The sequence below is a fragment of the Stenotrophomonas sp. YJH_SMC_48-3 genome (genome assembly GCF_059369375.1).
In genome coordinates this window covers 177,422-195,533 of sequence record NZ_JCAFSQ010000007.1, presented here as the reverse complement: position 1 = coordinate 195,533, position 18,112 = coordinate 177,422, and the positions used below count along the sequence as shown (strand labels likewise).

15 protein-coding genes are annotated in these 18,112 nt (G+C 67.4%); 8 read left to right on the top strand and 7 right to left on the bottom strand.

Annotated features, from left to right (window positions below):
• Positions 1–34: 34 nt before the first annotated feature.
• The 4 genes from panD to AC5P65_RS13145 all read left to right on the top strand — a co-directional run bounded on the left by panD (position 35) and on the right by AC5P65_RS13145 (position 5,391).
• A complete protein-coding gene (panD, locus tag AC5P65_RS13160; protein WP_005409061.1) occupies positions 35–415 on the top strand; it encodes an aspartate 1-decarboxylase in 381 nt (126 codons plus the stop codon).
• Positions 412–1,926 (top strand): glucose-6-phosphate isomerase, encoded by a 1,515-nt coding sequence (gene pgi / locus AC5P65_RS13155; RefSeq protein ID WP_495215652.1) that lies wholly within the window; start codon positions 412–414, stop codon positions 1,924–1,926. The genes panD and pgi overlap by 4 nt, the downstream gene beginning before the upstream one ends.
• 280 nt (positions 1,927–2,206) lie before the next feature.
• Positions 2,207–2,413 (top strand): DUF6229 family protein, encoded by a 207-nt coding sequence (locus AC5P65_RS13150; RefSeq protein ID WP_010484314.1) that lies wholly within the window; start codon positions 2,207–2,209, stop codon positions 2,411–2,413.
• 80 nt (positions 2,414–2,493) lie between these two features.
• Entirely contained in the window at positions 2,494–5,391 is a 2,898-nt protein-coding gene (locus AC5P65_RS13145; RefSeq protein ID WP_197576025.1) for a type 2 lanthipeptide synthetase LanM family protein, read from the top strand.
• Between the two features lie 21 nt (positions 5,392–5,412).
• On the opposite strand, the gene AC5P65_RS13140 is transcribed toward AC5P65_RS13145, so the two are convergent.
• Both AC5P65_RS13140 and AC5P65_RS13135 read right to left on the bottom strand, forming a co-directional pair.
• A complete protein-coding gene (locus AC5P65_RS13140) occupies positions 5,413–5,976 on the bottom strand; it encodes a response regulator transcription factor (protein WP_005409063.1) in 564 nt (187 codons plus the stop codon).
• Positions 5,973–7,199 carry an ATP-binding protein gene (locus tag AC5P65_RS13135; protein WP_197576026.1) on the bottom strand — a complete coding sequence of 409 codons (1,227 nt, stop codon included), beginning with the start codon at positions 7,197–7,199 and terminating at the stop codon, positions 5,973–5,975. The genes AC5P65_RS13140 and AC5P65_RS13135 overlap by 4 nt, the downstream gene beginning before the upstream one ends.
• Before the next feature lie 114 nt (positions 7,200–7,313).
• On the opposite strand from AC5P65_RS13135, the gene ispG reads away from it, so the two are divergent.
• The 3 genes from ispG (at position 7,314) to AC5P65_RS13120 (ending at position 10,157) form a co-directional block, all read left to right on the top strand.
• On the top strand, positions 7,314–8,579 hold the full coding sequence (gene ispG, locus AC5P65_RS13130; protein ID WP_019661189.1) for a flavodoxin-dependent (E)-4-hydroxy-3-methylbut-2-enyl-diphosphate synthase: 1,266 nt from the start codon (positions 7,314–7,316) through the stop codon (positions 8,577–8,579).
• The gene (locus tag AC5P65_RS13125) at positions 8,560–9,309 is read left to right on the top strand and encodes a phosphatase PAP2 family protein (RefSeq protein WP_021202016.1); all 750 of its coding nucleotides are present in this window, start codon (positions 8,560–8,562) and stop codon (positions 9,307–9,309) included. The genes ispG and AC5P65_RS13125 overlap by 20 nt, the downstream gene beginning before the upstream one ends.
• A 200-nt stretch (positions 9,310–9,509) precedes the next feature.
• On the top strand, positions 9,510–10,157 hold the full coding sequence (locus AC5P65_RS13120) for a response regulator (protein ID WP_021202017.1): 648 nt from the start codon (positions 9,510–9,512) through the stop codon (positions 10,155–10,157).
• Positions 10,158–10,488: 331 nt separating this feature from the next.
• On the opposite strand, the gene eda is transcribed toward AC5P65_RS13120, so the two are convergent.
• The 5 genes from eda to zwf all read right to left on the bottom strand — a co-directional run bounded on the left by eda (position 10,489) and on the right by zwf (position 16,572).
• Positions 10,489–11,148: a bifunctional 4-hydroxy-2-oxoglutarate aldolase/2-dehydro-3-deoxy-phosphogluconate aldolase gene (gene eda / locus AC5P65_RS13115; protein WP_109814982.1), complete on the bottom strand. Its 660-nt coding sequence runs from the start codon at positions 11,146–11,148 to the stop codon at positions 10,489–10,491.
• A gap of 289 nt (positions 11,149–11,437) precedes the next feature.
• Positions 11,438–13,354: a phosphogluconate dehydratase gene (gene edd, locus AC5P65_RS13110; protein WP_021202019.1), complete on the bottom strand. Its 1,917-nt coding sequence runs from the start codon at positions 13,352–13,354 to the stop codon at positions 11,438–11,440.
• 58 nt (positions 13,355–13,412) lie between these two features.
• Complete coding sequence (gene pgl, locus AC5P65_RS13105; protein ID WP_058980277.1) at positions 13,413–14,135, bottom strand: 6-phosphogluconolactonase; 723 nt, start codon at positions 14,133–14,135, stop codon at positions 13,413–13,415.
• Entirely contained in the window at positions 14,132–15,139 is a 1,008-nt protein-coding gene (glk, locus tag AC5P65_RS13100) for a glucokinase (protein ID WP_019661196.1), read from the bottom strand. The genes pgl and glk overlap by 4 nt, the downstream gene beginning before the upstream one ends.
• Positions 15,136–16,572: a glucose-6-phosphate dehydrogenase gene (gene zwf / locus AC5P65_RS13095; protein ID WP_019661197.1), complete on the bottom strand. Its 1,437-nt coding sequence runs from the start codon at positions 16,570–16,572 to the stop codon at positions 15,136–15,138. The genes glk and zwf overlap by 4 nt, the downstream gene beginning before the upstream one ends.
• A gap of 352 nt (positions 16,573–16,924) precedes the next feature.
• Between zwf and AC5P65_RS13090 the strand changes: the two genes are divergently transcribed.
• Positions 16,925–18,007 (top strand): ABC transporter ATP-binding protein, encoded by a 1,083-nt coding sequence (locus AC5P65_RS13090; RefSeq protein ID WP_019661198.1) that lies wholly within the window; start codon positions 16,925–16,927, stop codon positions 18,005–18,007.
• Positions 18,008–18,112 lie beyond the last annotated feature (105 nt).

Below are 18,112 nucleotides of genomic sequence, written 5' to 3'. Positions count from 1 at the left end.
AATCCGCTCTTTCCTTTGCCGTTGCAGCGCCCCCATGCACCTGTCCCTGCTCAAGACCAAGATCCATCGCGCCACCGTCACCCATTCCGAGCTGAACTACGAAGGCTCGATCGCCATCGATGACAACCTGCTGGCTGCCACCGGCATCCGCGAGTTCGAGCAGGTGCACATCTGGGACGTGACCAACGGTGCGCGCTTCTCGACCTATGCCATCCGCGCCGAGGCCGGCAGCGGTGTTGTCTCGCTCAACGGTGGCGCCGCGCGCCACGTGCAGGTCGGTGACATCATCATCATCGCCGCGTTCGCCAGCATGACCGAGCAGGAAGCCGACAGCTTCAAGCCGAAGCTGGTGTACGTTGATGGCAAGAACCAGATCACCCACACCAACGACACGATCCCGACCCAGGCCGCATGACAACGAACAACGGATTCGACTCGCTGCATTCCCACACCCAGCGCCTGAAGGGCGCAAGCATCCCCAGCCTGCTCGCCGCCGAACCCGGCCGCGTGCAGGATCTGGCGCTGCGGGTCGGTCCGTTGTACGTCAACTTCGCGCGGCAGAAATACGATGCCGCCGCGCTGCAGGCGTTGCTGGCGCTGGCTGCCGAACGTGATGTCGGCGGCGCCATCACGCGCCTGTTCCGTGGCGAGCAGGTCAATCTGACCGAGGGGCGCGCCGCACTGCACACCGCATTGCGCGGCGACGTGGTCGATGCACCGGTTGCCGCTGAGGCCTATGCCACCGCGCGCGAGATCCGCCAGCGCATGGGCGTGCTGGTGCGCGCGCTGGAAGACAGCGGCGTAACCGACGTGGTCAGTGTCGGCATCGGTGGTTCCGACCTCGGTCCGCGCTTGGTCGCCGATGCGCTGCGTCCGGTCAGCGGTGCGCGCCTGCGCGTGCATTTCGTGTCGAACGTGGACGGCGCCGCCATGCAGCGCACGCTGGCCACGCTGGATCCGGCGAAGACCGCGGGCATCCTGATTTCCAAGACCTTCGGCACGCAGGAAACCCTGCTCAACGGCCAGATCCTGCACGACTGGCTGGGGGGCAGTGAGCGCCTGTATGCCGTCAGCGCCAATCCGGAACGCGCGGCCAAGGCTTTCGCGATCGCCGCCGATCACGTGCTGCCGATGTGGGACTGGGTCGGTGGCCGTTATTCGCTGTGGTCGGCCGTGGGTTTCCCGATCGCGCTGGCCATCGGTTTCGAGCGCTTCGAGCAGCTGCTGGAAGGCGCCGCGCAGATGGATGCGCATGCGCTGGATGCACCGCTGGAGCGCAACCTGCCGGTGCTGCACGGCCTGACCGGCATCTGGAACCGCAACCTGCTGGGCCATGCCACGCACGCGGTGATGACCTACGACCAGCGCCTGGCGCTGCTGCCGGCCTACCTGCAGCAGCTGGTGATGGAAAGCCTGGGCAAGCGCGTGCAGCGTGACGGACAGCCGGTCACCACCGACACCGTGCCGGTGTGGTGGGGCGGGGCGGGCACCGACGTGCAGCACAGCTTCTTCCAGGCGCTGCACCAGGGCACCAGTATCGTTCCGGCCGACTTCATCGGCTGCGTGCACAGCGACGATCCCTACACGATCAATCACCAGGCCCTGCTGGCCAACCTGCTGGCGCAGACCGAAGCACTGGCCAATGGCCAGAGCAGCGACGACCCGCACCGCGATTACCCCGGGGGCCGCCCGAGCACGCTGATCCTGCTCGACGCACTGACCCCGCAGGCGCTGGGCGCACTGATCGCCATGTACGAACACGCTGTGTACGTGCAGGCGGTGATCTGGAACATCAATGCCTTCGACCAGTTCGGTGTCGAGCTTGGCAAGCAGCTGGCCAGTGGCCTGTTGCCGGCGCTGCAGGGTGAGGGTGTGGCGATTGCCGATCCGATGACCCGCGAGATACTGGCGCAGCTGAAGCGCTGAGCCCGGTCGTGGATGCGCCGGCGACAGGCCGGCCATCCCGTGCCTTCCGTTCCTGCCATTCCGGGGCCCTGCGGCGTTGCCCATGCAACGTATTCGCGTGCCTGCGGCAGCGCAGCTTGACTACGCATGGCGTGCCAATGCAGTGTGCATGGGCGGCTGTACCTGTCATCCAGTATCGCTCGCAGCATGATGTTGATGCCAGGGACTGGCCGTATCCGAAGGGACGTGGAATCGATCCATGTCCTCAACGCCTCATGTTGTGAATGACAGGAGATTGCGAATGGATCTGAATGACGACGTTGTGTCCGGCTGGCTCAATGGCTCGGACGATGTGGATGGGTGCGCCAACCCTGCGGGTTCGCTGTTCATCTACGGTGCGGCAGCCACCGAAGCGGCCCTCACCGGGGCTTCGGACACCATGATCACCGGTGGCACCAACGAGTGCACCACCACGGTATCGGTGATCAACCACTGCCTGTGTTGCTGATGTAGCCCGTGCCGGCACGCAGAGGCATGCAGCTGCGTGCCGGCGACTGGAACAGACTCTTGAATCTCGCAGGGGGCGTAATGACCGCTTCTCCGGCTGCGGCCGCGTTTGCGCGCATCACCGAACATTTCCTTGCCCAGGCGCGCGCTGCGCTGGCTGCCGGCCTGAATGATCCCGCCATTGCCCTGCAGCCCGGCGAACGTGCGCTGCTGCATTCGCAGGGCGAGGCGGCGCTGAGTGAGCATGCCCAGCTCAAGCTCAACCGCGTGCTCCTGCTGGAGCTGCACGCCGCTGCACGCAGCGGTGACATCGGCCCGCTTGACAGTGCTGGTGCGCTGGACGAATTCGTTGCCCTGGCCACGAGCGAGGGCTTCCGCGCGCATCTGCAGCAACGTTATCCGGTACTGCTGCCGCGCCTGACGCGCATGCTCGAAGGACAATGCGCGGCCGTGGTGGAGCTCGCTGCACGCATCGGCAGTGATCGTGTTGCGTTGGCCGAGTTGCTGGGTGCGCCGGCGGGCACGCTGCATGCCGTTGCATTGGGCCGCGGAGACCTGCACGGTGGCGGCCGCACCGTGGCACGGCTGCAGTTCGAAGGCGGCACGGTGATGTACAAGCCACGCTCATTGCGCATCGATGCCACGCTCGATGGCCTGTTGTCCGCGGTCTTCGGTGATGCCCCTGACCGCGTGCGCGTGCCGAAGGTGATTGATCGTGGCAGCCACGGCTGGGCTGCATTCGCCGCGCATCGCTATTGTTCCGGCGAGGCTGAACTGCGGTGCTATTACCGCGGCCTCGGCCACTGGCTGGCCATCCTGCGCCTGATCGGTGGCACCGACATCCATCTGGAGAATCTGATCGCGGTCGGGCCGGTGCCGGTGGTGGTCGACGCCGAAAGCGTGTTCTGCCGGGTAATCGAAATCGAGCTATCAGGGCTTGGCGATGCGTACGACACCGCCGTCAAGCTGATGCGCAATTCAGTGCTGCGTACCGGAATCGTGCCGTTCCGTACTGCCGGCCTGGGCATGGAGGGCGTGGACCTGTCTGCAGCCGGCGCGCTGCCCGGCGAGCAGCCACGGGTGCAGGTGCCGGTGATCGTCGACGACGGGACGGAACCGGCCCGGTTGGGCATGGTCGAGGCCGAGGTCTCCATTGCGCAGAACCATCCCAGCGCACAGCCCGATGTGTCGTTGTACTGGGACCACATCAGCGAGGGCTTCATCGACGCCAGTGGGCGCCTGCGCGCGCTGGACGCGAACGGCGAACTGATGCCGCTGCTGACGGCCTTCGAAGGCTGCCAGGTGCGGGATGTACGGCGGCCGACAATGGCCTACGCCGAGCTCGGGCGGATGCTCTGGCATCCAGCATCGCTTCACAACGAAGCTCGGGCGGTTGAGCGCGCGATCGACCTGCTGGTGCGGAATGCGGCGGTGTCGCCCGCTGCGCCATCGGACCTGGAAACCGTACGCGGAGAGGTCGATGACCTGCGCCACGGTGACATTCCGATCTTCGCATCGCAGCTGGACGCGGCGCGTATCCACTCCGTCGTCGCCAACTGGCGCGCGATGCGGATCGACCTGGAGGACGTGACGATCCGCAGCACGCTGGTCGCCACCGACCTGAACCAGCATGCACTGGCCCGAGCCGAGGCCCGGGCCGGCTACAGCTATGCAGCACGGCATCCGCGCGCCGACGACCTGGACGCACGCCGTCGCACGCTGGCCACGCGCGCGGTGGAAAGCCTGCTGCGGCTGGCGGTGCACGGCGAAGACGGCTCGATGACCTGGATCACACCTGAAGTGACGCGTACCGGATGGACCGTCCAGCCGGTGCAGCCAGACCTGTACTTCGGGCTGGGCGGCATCGCTTTCGCACTGGCGGCCTATCGCCACGAAGTGGAGCAGGGGCGTGCCGATCCGGTGGCCGGGCTGGATCCGGCCATCGAGGGCGCCCTTGCGGTGTTGCAGACCCTGTGCGAGCGGCACCCCGCCGAAATTGACGGTGGATTCGTCGGAACCGGTTCGCAAATGTGGGCATTGCTGGCATTGCACGACCTGTTGCAGCGACCGGCGCTGCTGGCGCTGGCAGAGCGCTGCGCGGAAGCCGCGGAGCATCGCGGTTTCCAGCAGGCGGCAAAGTTCGAACTGATTGATGGTGTGTCCGGCATGATCCTGCCGTTGCTGGCGCTGGCTGAAGCCACCGGCAACGCACGCTGGCTGGAACTGGCGGCCGCAGCGGGACGCCGCATGCAGGACGCTGCGATTGTCGACGCAGACGGTACGCGCTGGCCGACGCCACAGTTCAGCGAGCCGATCGGTGGTTTTGGCCACGGTGCGATGGGCATGGGCTGGGCGCTGGCACGACTGGCCCGCTCCGAGGCTGGCAGCGTGCCCGAGCGGGCCGCATGGCGGCGGCTGGCCGAAGGAGCATTTGCATTCCAGGCAGCCCTGTTCGAGCCACATACCGGGCACTGGCGGGACATCCACCTGCAGGATGGGCAGAAGAACTTCCCGACCTGGTGCCACGGCAGCGTGGGCATCGGCCTGGCGGCGGCGGACCTGTATGCCCGCACCGGTGATGCCGCGCAATTGCGCGACATGCGTCGCGCCGTGGCCGATGCGCGCGGCAAATGGGGGTTCAGCCACACCCTGTGCCATGGCGATGTGTCCACCCGGGAACTGCTGGTGCTGGCCGCTGCGCTGGATCCGGCAGGGTGTCCCTATCCGCAGGACGAGGCCGCCATCGAGATCATTTCTTCGATCGAGGAGCACCAGGGGATGGTTGGCGGCCTCACCCGCGCGGCCTTTACCCCGGGCCTGATGATCGGCCTGGCGGGTTCGATCTACGGCTTCCTGCGCATGCATCCGGCCTGCGTACTGCCATCGCCGCTGCTGCAGGAGACGATGGCCACGCGGGCCGATGCGTGTGCGGTGCGCTCCAGCGCCGCGCAGGACCGGCCGGCGCTGGTCGAGGCCTGAGCCGGACCGGTCCGTCAGCGATCAACGGCTCGGATCGCGTTCCGGGCTCGGCCGCTTTGCCAGCTTGCGCTGCAGCGAACGCCGGTGCATGCCGAGCAGGCGCGCCGCTGCGGACACGTTGCCGCCGGTCTCGTGCATCGCCTGCTGGATGTGTTCCCACTGCAGGCGGCTGATCGGCGTCATCGCGTCCGGCACTTCCATTTCGCCATCGTCGGCCGGGCCGTCGTCCTCTTCACCGAGGGCGCGCAGGATCATCGGCACCGTGGCCGGCTTCGGCAGGTAATCATCCGCGCCCAGCTTGATCGCCTCCACTGCGGTGGCGATGCTGGCATAGCCGGTCACCAGCAGGATGCGCATGTCCGCGCGCAGTGCGCGCAGCGGCTGGATCAGCGCCAGGCCGGAATCGCTGCCCAGCTTCAGGTCGATCAGCGCGAACGCCGGCGGATGCTGGCGGGCCAGTGCCAGGGCACTGGCGGCATCCTGTGCGGTCTGTGTTTCCAGGCCCTTGCGGGCCAGGCTGCGCTGCAGGGTGCGCAGGTACAGCTCGTCGTCGTCGACCAGCAGACCAAGGGTTGAGGCGCTCATGGGGTTTCCTCGCGTGGGGCCAGCGGCAGGCGGAAGCCGACGCGGCTGCCGGCCCCCTGGGCCGGGCGCATCCACATCTCGCCGTCGAGGCGTTCGATGGTGGCATGGGACAGGGCCAGGCCGACGCCCATGCCCTCGCTCTTGCTGCTGCCGAACAGCTTGCCCGGCAGCACGGCGGCACGGGCGTCGAAACCATGGCCGTAGTCGCGTACTTCGCCGATCAGGTCGTCGCCCTCGATGCGCAGGTCCAGGTCCACGCGCGGCCGGCCGGCCTTCTCGCCGGCATCTGCGGCATTGTTGAGCAGGACCATCAACAGATGGCCTACGCCCGGGTCGAGCGGCAGCCGCAGCGGCGCATCGTCATTGCGGTGCAGGTCGATGGTCGGCCGCACCAGGCGCCATTGTTCCAGTACGTGCTGGGCGCTGGAATGGCTGCGGCCCGGCGCGTCGGCCGAGGCTGGTGCGGCCAGCGCCAGCACACGTTCCCGGCACTGCACCAGCAGCTCGCGCAGGGTTTCCATGTCTTCGCGCACTTCGGGCTCTTCGCTGCGCTCGGCGACGTCATCGGCAAGCAGGGTCATGGTCGCCAGCGGCGTGTTCAGTTCATGCGCCACGGAGGCGGCATGGGTGGCCAGGGCGACGATGCCTTCGTTGCGGGCGAAGCGTTCCCTGAGTGCCGACAGTTCCAGTTCGCGCTGTCGCAGCGCCAGCGCCAGGCGGGTGGAGAAGGTCAGCACGACCGCTGCGGAAATGAGGAAGTTGGCGACCACGCCCCAACGGTTGAGGTCCTGCGCGCGGAAATAGCCGTCCGGCAGCGGCTGGCCGAAGATGCCGCTGGCGGCGTAGCCGAGCAGGCAGGCCAGGGCCACTGCCAGTGCCCAGCGCAGGGGCAGGGCGAAGGCGGCCAGCGCGATCAGGATCAGGAACAGTGAACTGAACGGGTTGGCCATGCCGCCGCTCCAGCCCACCATCCAGGTCAGGATGATCACGTCCACCAGGATATGGCCGAATGCGGTCAGCGGGGCGGTGTCGGCCGCTTCCGGGCGCAGCTGGGTGTAGATGTTGAACAAGGTGAGCACGGCCACGCCGGCCCATAGTGGCAGCTGGGGCAACGGCAGGCCCAGCACCCAGCTGGCGACCAGGATGGTGGCGGCCTGGCCGCCTACGGCAAGCCAGCGCAGGCTGCACAGGGTACGGAGGAACGGGGCGTCGGGACCGGTCATTCATGCTCATCGTATGCGTTCACGGGCGCGCGTGCCTGCGACAATCGGCCGCAGCCGTGCCGCCGGCTGAATGCGAGTCACCCCGAATGCGGGAGCGGGCGGTAGAATGCGCCCATGCACGACGCCGTGACCCGCCCTACGCCTCCCTCCGATGCCACCTCCTGGCCCCGCCGCCAGACCCATGCCGTGCAGATCGGCGGGGTCACCGTAGGCGGAGGCAAGCCGGTAGTGGTGCAGTCGATGACCAACACCGACACCTCCGACGTGGCTTCCAGCGTCAAGCAGGTGGCCGAGTTGTGGCGCGCGGGTTCGGAAATGGTGCGGTTGACCGTCAACACCGTGGAAGCGGCTGCGGCGATCCCGCGCATCGTCGACAAGCTGGCGATGATGGGTATCGACGTGCCGCTGATCGGTGACTTCCATTACAACGGCCACCAGCTGCTGACCGCCGAACCGGCGTGTGCCGAAGCGCTGGCAAAGTACCGCATCAACCCCGGCAACGTCGGCTTCGGCAAGAAGAAGGACCTGCAGTTCGCGCAGTTGATCGAGTTTGCGATCCGCTACAACAAGCCGGTGCGCATCGGCGCCAACTGGGGCTCGCTGGACCAGGCCCTGGCGGCGAAGCTGATGGACGAGAACAGCCTGCGCGAACAGCCCTGGGATGCCGGCCGCGTGCTGCGCGAAGCGCTGATCCGCTCGGCCCTGGATTCGGCCGAGCAGGCGGTGGAACTCGGCCTGCCGCGCGACCGCATCGTGCTGTCGGCCAAGGTCAGCGGCGTGCAGGAGCTGATCGCGGTATACCGCGACCTGGCTCAGCGCTCGGATTTCGCCCTGCACCTGGGCCTGACCGAAGCCGGTATCGGCAGCAAGGGCATCGTCGCGTCGGCGGCGGCGCTGGGCGTGCTGCTGCAGGAAGGCATCGGTGACACCATCCGCATCTCGCTGACCCCGGAACCGGGCCAGTCGCGCACGCAGGAAGTGATCGTCGCCCAGGAACTGCTGCAGACCACCGGCCAACGCGCCTTCACACCGCTGGTCACGGCCTGCCCGGGCTGCGGCCGCACCACCTCGGAGTTCTTCCAGGAGCTGGCCAAGGTGGTGCAGAACCACGTGCGCGAGAAGATGCCGCTGTGGAAGATCCACCACCCGGGGGCGGAGAACATGACCCTGGCGGTGATGGGCTGCATCGTGAACGGGCCGGGCGAGTCGCGCCATGCCAACATCGGCATCTCGCTGCCGGGCACGGGCGAAACACCCGCAGCGCCGGTGTTTGTCGATGGCGAGAAGAAGGTGACCCTGCGCGGCGACAACATCGCCCAGGAGTTCGTCGCCCTGATCGACGATTACGTCGAACACACGTATGTCCGAAGCGCCGGATAAGCCTGCAATCCTCGCTGCACCGGAGTCCGCCTCCGGTTTCCGCCACTGGATGGCGCGCAATGCCTGGCGCCTGGTCCTGCTGTTCGGCGGCGTGCTGCTGCCGCTGGCTGGCTTCGTCGCCCTGGCGGACGAGGTGCACGAGTTTGAATCGTTCCATTTCGACGCGCCGCTGCTGTGGCAGATGCATGGCCTGCACTCGCCACTGCTGGACCGCTTCTTCGTGCTCATTTCCAAACTGGGCTATGAGTGGTTCCTGATCCCGGCCGACGTGCTGATCATCGGCGTGCTGCTGGGCTACCGGCGCTGGCGCGAGGCCACCTTCGTGGCGGTCAGCTTCGTCGGCTCGGCGCTGCTGAACATGGGCAGCAAGCACTTCTTCCAGCGCCAGCGCCCCAGCCTGTGGGAATCGATCGCGCCGGAATCGACGTTCAGCTTTCCCAGCGGCCACGCGATGGGCTCGATGACCCTGGCGGTGACCCTGGTACTGCTGGCCTGGAACACCCGCTGGCGCTGGCCGGTGCTGCTGCTGGCACCGGCATTCAGCCTGCTGGTCAGCGTCTCCCGGGTCTATCTGGGGGTGCATTACCCCTCCGATATCCTGGCCGGATGGTGTGCCGCGCTGGTTTGGGTGGTAGGGTGCTATCTGGTCATGTTCAGTCGCCGGCACCCTTGGCGGCATCATGGCACGCGGCCAGCGAAGGCCAGCGAAGCATCATCACCGGGGGATTGACGTGGATGCCCCGCGCGGGACGTCTACGTGATAGATCAGTTGTTTCGTTGCAGCAGGTTCTGCAAGACAGGGGGCAAGCACAACGCGCGGTACTGTGATGCGCAAGGCAGATTGCCGGGGCCGCATTCCGAACGCGCTTGCAGGGTATCGGCACCCTGCCTAGCTTGACCTGCAATGGCCGCATTCGAAGAGGTACGTGAATGACGATTCGAGTCTACCTGGTGGATGACCACGCGCTGGTCCGCACCGGGATGAAGATGATTCTGTCGGGGGAAGCCGACATCGAGGTGGTGGGCGAAGCCGAGACCGGCGAAGACGCGCTGCGTGAAGTCCGCCAGCTGCTGCCGGATGTGGTGCTGTGTGACCTGCACCTGCCGGGTGTGAGCGGCATGGAAGTGACCGAGCGCATCGTGCGCAGCCACCGCAACACCCGCGTGGTGATCGTGTCGGTGCTGGAAGATGGCCCGCTGCCGAAGCGGCTGCTCGAAGCCGGCGCGGCCGGATATATCGGCAAGGGTTGTGATGCGCAGGAACTGCTGCGCGCGGTGCGTGACGTGGCAGGTGGGCGCCGCTACCTGGGCACCAGCATCGCGCAGAATCTGGCACTGTCGACGGTGGAAGGCAACGGTTCGCCGTTCGACAGCCTGTCGCCGCGCGAGCTGGAAGTGGCGTTGCTGCTGACCCAGGGCCTGCGCCAGGAAGATATCGCGCGGCGGCTGAGCCTGAGTGCGAAGACGGTGAACACGCACAAGGCGCGGCTGTTCGAGAAGATGGGGATCCACGACAACATCGCGCTGGCGCGGATGGCCAGCCAGTACGGGTTGGTGGATCCGGCGCGGCCGCTGTAACGGGTTTCGGCCAACGGCTGAGCCCCTTGCGGTGTGCGGCAGGATTCGTGGGGTTGGCCCTGCGGAGGGATTGCGCAGGGGACGCCGTGAATCCACCCCTGGAGGCTCGGTCGCGCCATCCATGGCGCTCACGCCCCTGCGCAATCCCCTCCGCAGGGCCAAGGACGGTTTTCGTGCGCCGCCACCGCGGAATGAAGAAGGAAGAGCGGGAGCGGGGCGCGCGCTGCGCGCGCTCTGGATGCTGGTCCTGTAGAGCTGAGCCATGCTCGGCTGCTTTCCATTCCGCTGGCGTGGAGCCGAGCGTGGGCTCGGCTCTACAGCTGCGTTGGGCTCAGTGGCCGCGAACGCGCTGGATGATCTTCGCGGCGTCGGCGGCGCTGGCGCGCACCTTGTCCCATTCGCCGTTGGCAATCCAGTTGCCCGGCACCATCCACGAACCGCCGATGCAGACCACGTTTTTCTGCTCGAGGTATTCGGCGGCGGTGTTTTCGGTGATGCCGCCGGTCGGGCACAGCTTCAGGTCCGCCACCGGGCCGGCCAGTCCCTTGATCATCGCCAGCCCGCCCACGGCCGTGGCCGGGAACAGCTTGCACACGCGGAAGCCGCGCGCGTAGAGCGACAGCAGCTCGGTCGGCGTGGCCGCACCCGGCACCACCGGCAGCGGCGCAGCAGCCAGTGCATCGGCCAGCGCTGGCGGCGTGCCCGGGGTCACCAGGAAGTCCGCGCCCGCATCGATCGACTGCTGCATCTGCTCCACGGTCAGCACCGTGCCCGCACCCACCACCACATCGGGCAGCTCGCGCTTGAGCATCGCCAACGCTTCCATCGCCACCGGCGTACGCAGCGTCAGCTCGATCGCCGGCAAACCACCGTCCAGCAGCGCCGCACTGACCGCCCGCGCCTGGTCCAGCGTATGAACCGTCACCACCGGCAGGATGCCCGCCGCATGCAACAGCTCCGCCGCCTTCACCTGATGTTGTTCGATACCCATAGCTCTGCTTCTGTCTTTGCTGTCGAATTTGATTTCAATGATCACTTCGCGGCATTGATGCGCCGGAGAGTGTCAGAAGGGCGCGGTCAGCCCCAGCCGGGACCGTAAGCGGCATGGATGCCGCGACCGAGCCCCCATGGGTGAGGGCGCTTTGCTTGCGAAGCAACGCTTTGCAAGCGCCCGAACGCCCAACCGCCAGCGGTTGGGCCGGCCCCGTAGGGGGTTTACGGCGTGTCCCGGCCAGGGCGCTCTACTGCCCAGGCCGGGAAGCCTGCCGCGGCTTTTCGCTTCAGGCGTCCTTCGCCTCATGCGGCGCTGCCGCCGCCGCGGCATCATGCCCCAGCTCGTACTCCGCGTCGTACTCCCACGGCCCGCCATCGGCCGCCGCCGGACCGCACGAAATCGACATCGCTCCCTGGTCGGCCGGGCCCACCACGCGACGGTTGACCGCGAACAGATTGCGGCCCAGGTCATGCGCGGCCGGCGCAGTGTTCGGCGCCAGCGGACGCGCCGCCCATTCGGCCGGGTCCACCAGCACTTCCAGCGTGCCGGCCTCGCCGTCCAGCCGGATCATGTCGCCTTCGCGGACCTTCGCCAGCGGGCCGCCGCGCGCCGCTTCCGGCGTCACGTGGATCGCCGCCGGAATCTTGCCCGAGGCGCCGGACAGGCGACCGTCGGTGACCAGCGCCACGCGTCGGCCCTGGTTCTGCAACAGGCCCAGCAGCGGCGCCAGCGAATGCAGTTCCGGCATGCCGTTCGCACGCGGGCCCTGGTAACGCACCACCGCCACGAAATGCTCGGGCAGCAGGCCACCGGCGTGCAGCTTGTTCAGCACCTGCGGTGCATCGACCACCACGGCCGGTGCTTCGATCGTGCGGTACTGCGGCTTCACCGCCGACAGCTTGATCAGCGACTTGCCCAGGTTGCCGCGCAGCAGGCGCAGGCCACCCTGGTGTTCGAACGGATTGTCGACGCCACGCACCACCTCGTCATCGGCGCTGCGTTCCAGGCCCGGCAGATAAACCAGTTGGCCGTCGCGCAGCTGGGGTTCGCGGGCGTAGTCGGCCATGCCGCCACGGGCCACGCTGACCAGGTCGCCATGCATCAGGCCGGCCTTGATCAGCTCGCCGAACACGAACGCCGGGCCACCGGCGGCGGCGAAGCGGTTCACGTCGGCCTCGCCGTTCGGGTAGACGCGGGCCAGCAGCGGAATCAGCTGCGACAGCTCGTCGAAGTCGTCCCAGGTCAGCACGATGCCGGCCGCACGCGCCACCGCGATCCAGTGGATGGTGTGGTTGGTCGAACCGCCGGTGGCCATCAGCGCGATGACCGCGTTGATGATCGCGCGCTCGTCGATGATCCGGCCCAGCGGACGGAAGTCATCGCCCAGCGCAGTGATGTCCAGTGCACGTTCGGTCGCTTCGCGGGTAAGAGCGTCGCGCAGCGGGGTGCCCGGATTGACGAACGACGCGCCCGGCAGCTGCACGCCCATCGCTTCCAGCAGCACCTGGTTGGAGTTGGCCGTGCCGTAGAAGGTGCAGGTGCCGGCGCCGTGGTAGGAGGCCGACTCGGCTTCCAGCAGTTCTTCACGGGTGGCTTCGCCGGCGGCATAGCGCTCGCGAACTTCCGCCTTCTGCTTGTTGGGTATGCCCGGGGTCATCGGGCCGGCCGGCACGAACACCGCCGGCAGGTGGCCGAAGGCCAGCGCGCCGATCAGCAGCCCCGGCACGATCTTGTCGCAGACACCGAGGTAGACGGTGGTATCGAACATGTCGTGGCTGAGCCCGATCGCCGTCGCCTGCGCGATCACATCGCGCGAGAACAGCGACAGCTCCATGCCACCACGGCCCTGGGTGACGCCGTCGCACATCGCCGGCACACCGCCGGCCACCTGCGCGGTGGCGCCCAGCTCGCGGGCGATCTGGCGGATCTGCTCGGGATAGGTCTCGAACGGCTGGTGCGCCGACAGCATGTCGTTGTAGGCGGTGATGATGCCAAGGTTCGGTGTCACCCCACCGCGCAGGCGGCTCTTGTCGGTGCCGCCACAGGCGGCGAATCCGTGGGCGAGGTTGCCGCAGCTCAGGCGGCTGCGGAACGGGCCTTCGCGCAGGGAGGCGTCGATCGCGGCCAGATAGGCGGCGCGCGAGGCCGCGCTGCGGCGGATGACGCGCTCAGTGATGGCTTGCAGTTGCGGATGGAGGCTCATTGGCTACCGGCGTTCGTGGTGGCGAGAGGCAAGCGGCGGCGTGGCGCCGCCGCCGACATCAATCAGCCCAGTGGACGCGCAGGCGCGCGCCTTCCAGGTTGATTGCATTGAGGATCGGGTACTGCTGGGGGTCATTGCTGTCCAGTGCCTGGCGCAGTACCTGCAGCTTCTGCTTGCCGCGCAGCAGCAGCAGACGCTGGCGGCACTGGCGCAGGCCGTGCGGGGTCAGGGTGATGCGCAGCGGCCACTGGTTCGCGCCCGGGCAGCCGGTGGCATCCAGTGCCGCATAGGGCAGGGTGCTTTCCAGTGCACGGGCCAGGTCCTTCGAACCCGGGAACAGCGAGGCGGTGTGGCCATCGTTGCCCATGCCCAGTGCCACCAGGCTGGGTGGCTGGCTGTGCTGGGCCTGCAGGTTGGCGGTGTAGACGCACTCCGTCAGCGGCTTGCCGATCCGCACCAGCGGATCGAAGTGCGCACCCTCGGCACGCTTGAGCAGGTGCTCGCGCACCAGCCAGGCGTTGCTGTCGCGATCCTGCGGCGACAGCCACCGCTCATCGGCCAGGCTCACTTCCACCCGGTCCCAATGCACGTCCAGTTCGGCCAGTGCCTGGTATACCGGCGCCGGCGTGGTGCCACCGGAGAGCAGGATGCGGGCCCGGCCCACCTCATTGATGTCGTGGTTGAGGGTCTGCGCCATTTCGGCGGCCACCGCCTCGATCCAGCCATCGGCGTCGCCGTGCTGAATGAACTCGATGCGGTCGTCGTGGAAGGTGGGGCTCATGCGGCAACTCCTGGTGCGTCACGTTCGGCGTCGGCAGCATAGGCGGCAGCGCCCAGCAGTCCGGCGTGGGGATGCATCACGGCAAGCGATGGAACCCTCGCCATGATCGAAGAGAACCGCCCCTTGTGTTCGAAGCGCTGGCGGAAGCCGGAGTGCTGCAGTGAATCGAGCATCTTCGGGGTCAGGCCGCCCGTCAGGAACACGCCGTCCCAGGCGCCCTGGGTCAGTACCAGATCGCCGGCGATGGCGCCGAACACCGCGCAGAACACGTCCACGGTGCGCATTGCCTGCGGATCACCGTGCAGGGCACGCGCGGTCACGTCTACCGGCTGCAGCTGGCCGGGGTCGATGCCGGCCATCTCGCACACGGCGCGATGGATGTTGACCAGCCCGGGTCCGCAGATCAGGCGTTCGTTGGAGACGCGGCCGAACTGCTCGGAGAGGATTTCCAGGATGCGGATTTCCTCCGGTGTGCCCGGTGGGAAACTGACATGACCGCCTTCGGTTTCCAGCGGATAGCAGCGGCCGTGGCGCATGATCAGGCCACCGACGCCGAGCCCGGTACCGGGCCCGATCACCGCGTAGTTGCGCGGCTGTCCCGGCTTGCCCGGTACCCAGGCGGCGCCGCCGACCTGGACGACGTCCTCGGGCTGCAGCAGCGAAATCGCCATCGCCTGTGCGGCGAAGTCGTTGATCAGGTGCAGCTCGTCGAACCCCAGCATCGCGGCCGTGCGGCTGCGCGAGATCACCCACGGATGATTGGTGATGCGCGCCTCGTCACCGTCGACGCGGCCGGCCACTGCGAACACGCCGCGGCTGGCCGCAGCGCCGATCTGCTCCAGGTGGTGGCGCGCGGCATCACCCAGCGACGGGAATTCCGCCACCGCGTACTCGCGGATGCTCTCCTTGAGCAGCGGCGCGTCCTGCGAGGTGTCGGCCAGGGCGAAGCGGGCATTGGTGCCGCCGATGTCGGCAACCAGCACCGGCTGCGAGATGGCACTCATGCCGAGGCCCCGCTGTCCGGCGCGTCCACGCCCTGCGGCAGGAACTCGCCTGCATTGCTCGGGCCCCACTGGCCAGCAGGATACGGTTCCAGCGGCAGCTTGGCCTCCTTCCAGGCGTCGGCAACGCTGTCGATCCAGGCCCACGCTGCGCGCACTTCGTCGTCGCGCACGAACAGCGTGTGGTTGCCGTTGAAGGCATCCAGGAACAGGCGTTCGTAGGCGATGCGGCGGTGCAGGCCGGTCGGCACCGACAGTTCCAGTTCCAGCGGATGCAGTTCCAGGGCACCCCATTCCGGGCCGGCCAGGCTGCTCATCAGGCCCAGTTCGATGTTTTCCTGCGGCTGCAGCTGGAACACCAGGCGGTTCGGCGCGGCCTGCGCGCGCTGCGGGCGCTCGAACAGCCAGTGGGTGACCGGCTTCAGCGTGACCACCACGCGGGTGGTGCGCTCTGGCAGGCGCTTGCCGGTGACCAGGTGGAACGGCACGCCGCTCCAGCGCCAGTTGTCGATATGCGCGGTGACACCGGCGAAGGTTTCCACGTCGCTGCCTTCCGGCGGCTGGTAGGCCTGGGCCGGCTGGCCATTGATGGTGCCGGCGGTGTAGCGGCCACGGATGCTGTCACGCGCGGCGTGCCTGGCATCGAGCGGGCGCAGGGCGCGCAGCACCTTGACCTTCTCGTCGCGGATGCGATCGGCTTCCAGCGATGCCGGCGGTTCCATCGCCACCATGCACAGCAGCTGCAGGATGTGGCTCTGCACCATGTCCCGCAGCGCGCCGGAGCGGGCGTAGTAGGCGTCACGGCCGTCCACGCCTTCGCTCTCGGCCACCAGGATGTGCACCGATTCGATGTAGTTGCGGTTCCACACCGCTTCCAGCAGCGTGTTGCCGAAGCGCAGCGCGATCAGGTTCTGCACTGCCGCCTTGCCCAGATAGTGGTCGAGGCGGAACACGCGGTCCTCGTCGATCCACTGGCCGATGGTGCTGATGATTTCCTCGGCGCTCTCGCTGTCGCTGCCGATCGGCTTCTCCAGCATCAGGCGTGCCGGCGCGGCGAGGGCGCCGCCCTTTGCCAGGCCTTCGCAGGTGGAGATGTACAGGCCCGGCGGAATGGCCAGGTAGCTGACACACTTGCGGTGCACCAGGTCGGAGACGGCGGCGGCAACCGAGTCGACATCGCGCAGGTCCACCGAACGGTAGTCGATGCGGCGCAGCAGGGCAGCGATGTCGTCCTGCGTGGCCATCGGCATGGCCTGCTGCAGGCGCGGCCGGAGGATGTCATGGAAAGCTTCGGTGTCATGCCCGGACAGGGCCAGTGCGCGGATGCGGAAGTCCTCCGGCAGCAGGCCGTCGCCAAGCAGGCGAAGCAGCGAAGGGAACAGGTAGCGCTGGGCCAGATCACCTGTGGCACCGAACAGGAAGAGGGTGTCGTGCATCGCTCGAGTTTCAGATCCGGGTGACATCGTTGTCAATCGCTTCATGGCTGGGTTCGGGGGACATCCGCGCAACTGCCTGTCCGAGGTTCGTCAGGGGCGTTCTACCGTACTGCGGAAGACCGTTCCATTCGAAACCACTACCTCGGCGGAACCTTCGTTCAACCGCCGACGCAGATCGGTGCGCACCGATCATCGGATAGTGCCACGTGAAAACGTTTACATGGCAGAATGGGCAACTGTATTCGATTGCAGTGCTCGCCGTCATGCGGCAGGCGCGCAATCATCACTGCCATCGGGAGGGCCGAGGCAGTCCCAAAAGACAGCCCGGCTTCGGGCGGACCGGATAGGTGATATGGCAAAAGTGCAGTTGCAGGGTGTGCGCAAGGTCTATGACAACGGCCAGGTCGCGGTGAAGGACGCCACCTTCGAGGTCGCCGATGGCGAGCTGATGGTGCTGGTCGGACCGTCCGGCTGTGGCAAGTCGACCCTGTTGCGGATGGTGGCCGGCCTTGAAGAGATCAGCGGTGGCACGCTGACCATTGGTGATCGCGTGGTCAACGACGTGGCGCCGAAGGATCGCGACATCGCCATGGTGTTCCAGAGCTACGCGTTGTACCCGCACATGACCGTGGCCGAGAACCTGGCCTTCGGCCTGAAGCTGCGCGGGCATGACAAGGCGACCATCGACAAGCGCATTGCCGAGGCGGCGCAGACGCTGGGCCTGACCGAGATGATGGACAAGCTGCCCAAGGCGATGTCCGGTGGCCAGCGTCAGCGCGTGGCACTGGGCCGGGCGCTGGTGCGCGAGCCGGCGGTGTTCCTGCTCGACGAGCCGCTGTCCAACCTCGACGCCAAGCTGCGTCACAGCGTGCGTACCGAGATTGCGCAGCTGCACCGGAAGCTGGGCACCACCATGATCTACGTGACGCACGACCAGGTTGAAGCGATGACCCTGGGTCAGCGCATCGTGGTGCTGAAGGACGGCATCATCCAGCAGATCGATACGCCGATGGCGCTGTACGACCGCCCGGCCAACCTGTTCGTGGCTGGTTTCCTCGGCAGCCCGGCGATGAACGTGCTGCGTGGCACGCTGCAGGGCGATGCCGGTGGCGTGACCGTGGTCGACGGCCAGTGGCGTGCACCGCTGGGCCAGGCCACGATCGATCCGGCATGGCTGCAGAAACCGATCGCGGTGGGCGTGCGCCCGGAGCACCTGCAACCGGCTGCTGCCGATGATGCGCACGCGTTCATCGCGCGCATTGAGGGCATCGAACCGGTCGGCAACGAGATCTTCGTCAACCTCAGCAGTGGCCAGCATGCGCTGACCATGCGCGTGGCACCGCAGGCGTTGCCTGCGGTGGGCGATGACATCCGCGTGGCGATCCACCCGCAGGGCCTGCATTTCTTCAACGCAGAGAGCGGCGAGCGCCTGTAACGGGTAGCGCCGGGCGCTGGCCGGCAACCTCAACCCTGCATGGTTGCCGGCCAGCGGCCGGCACTACCATTCCTTCACCGAAGGCGTGCGGACCAATGGTCCGCA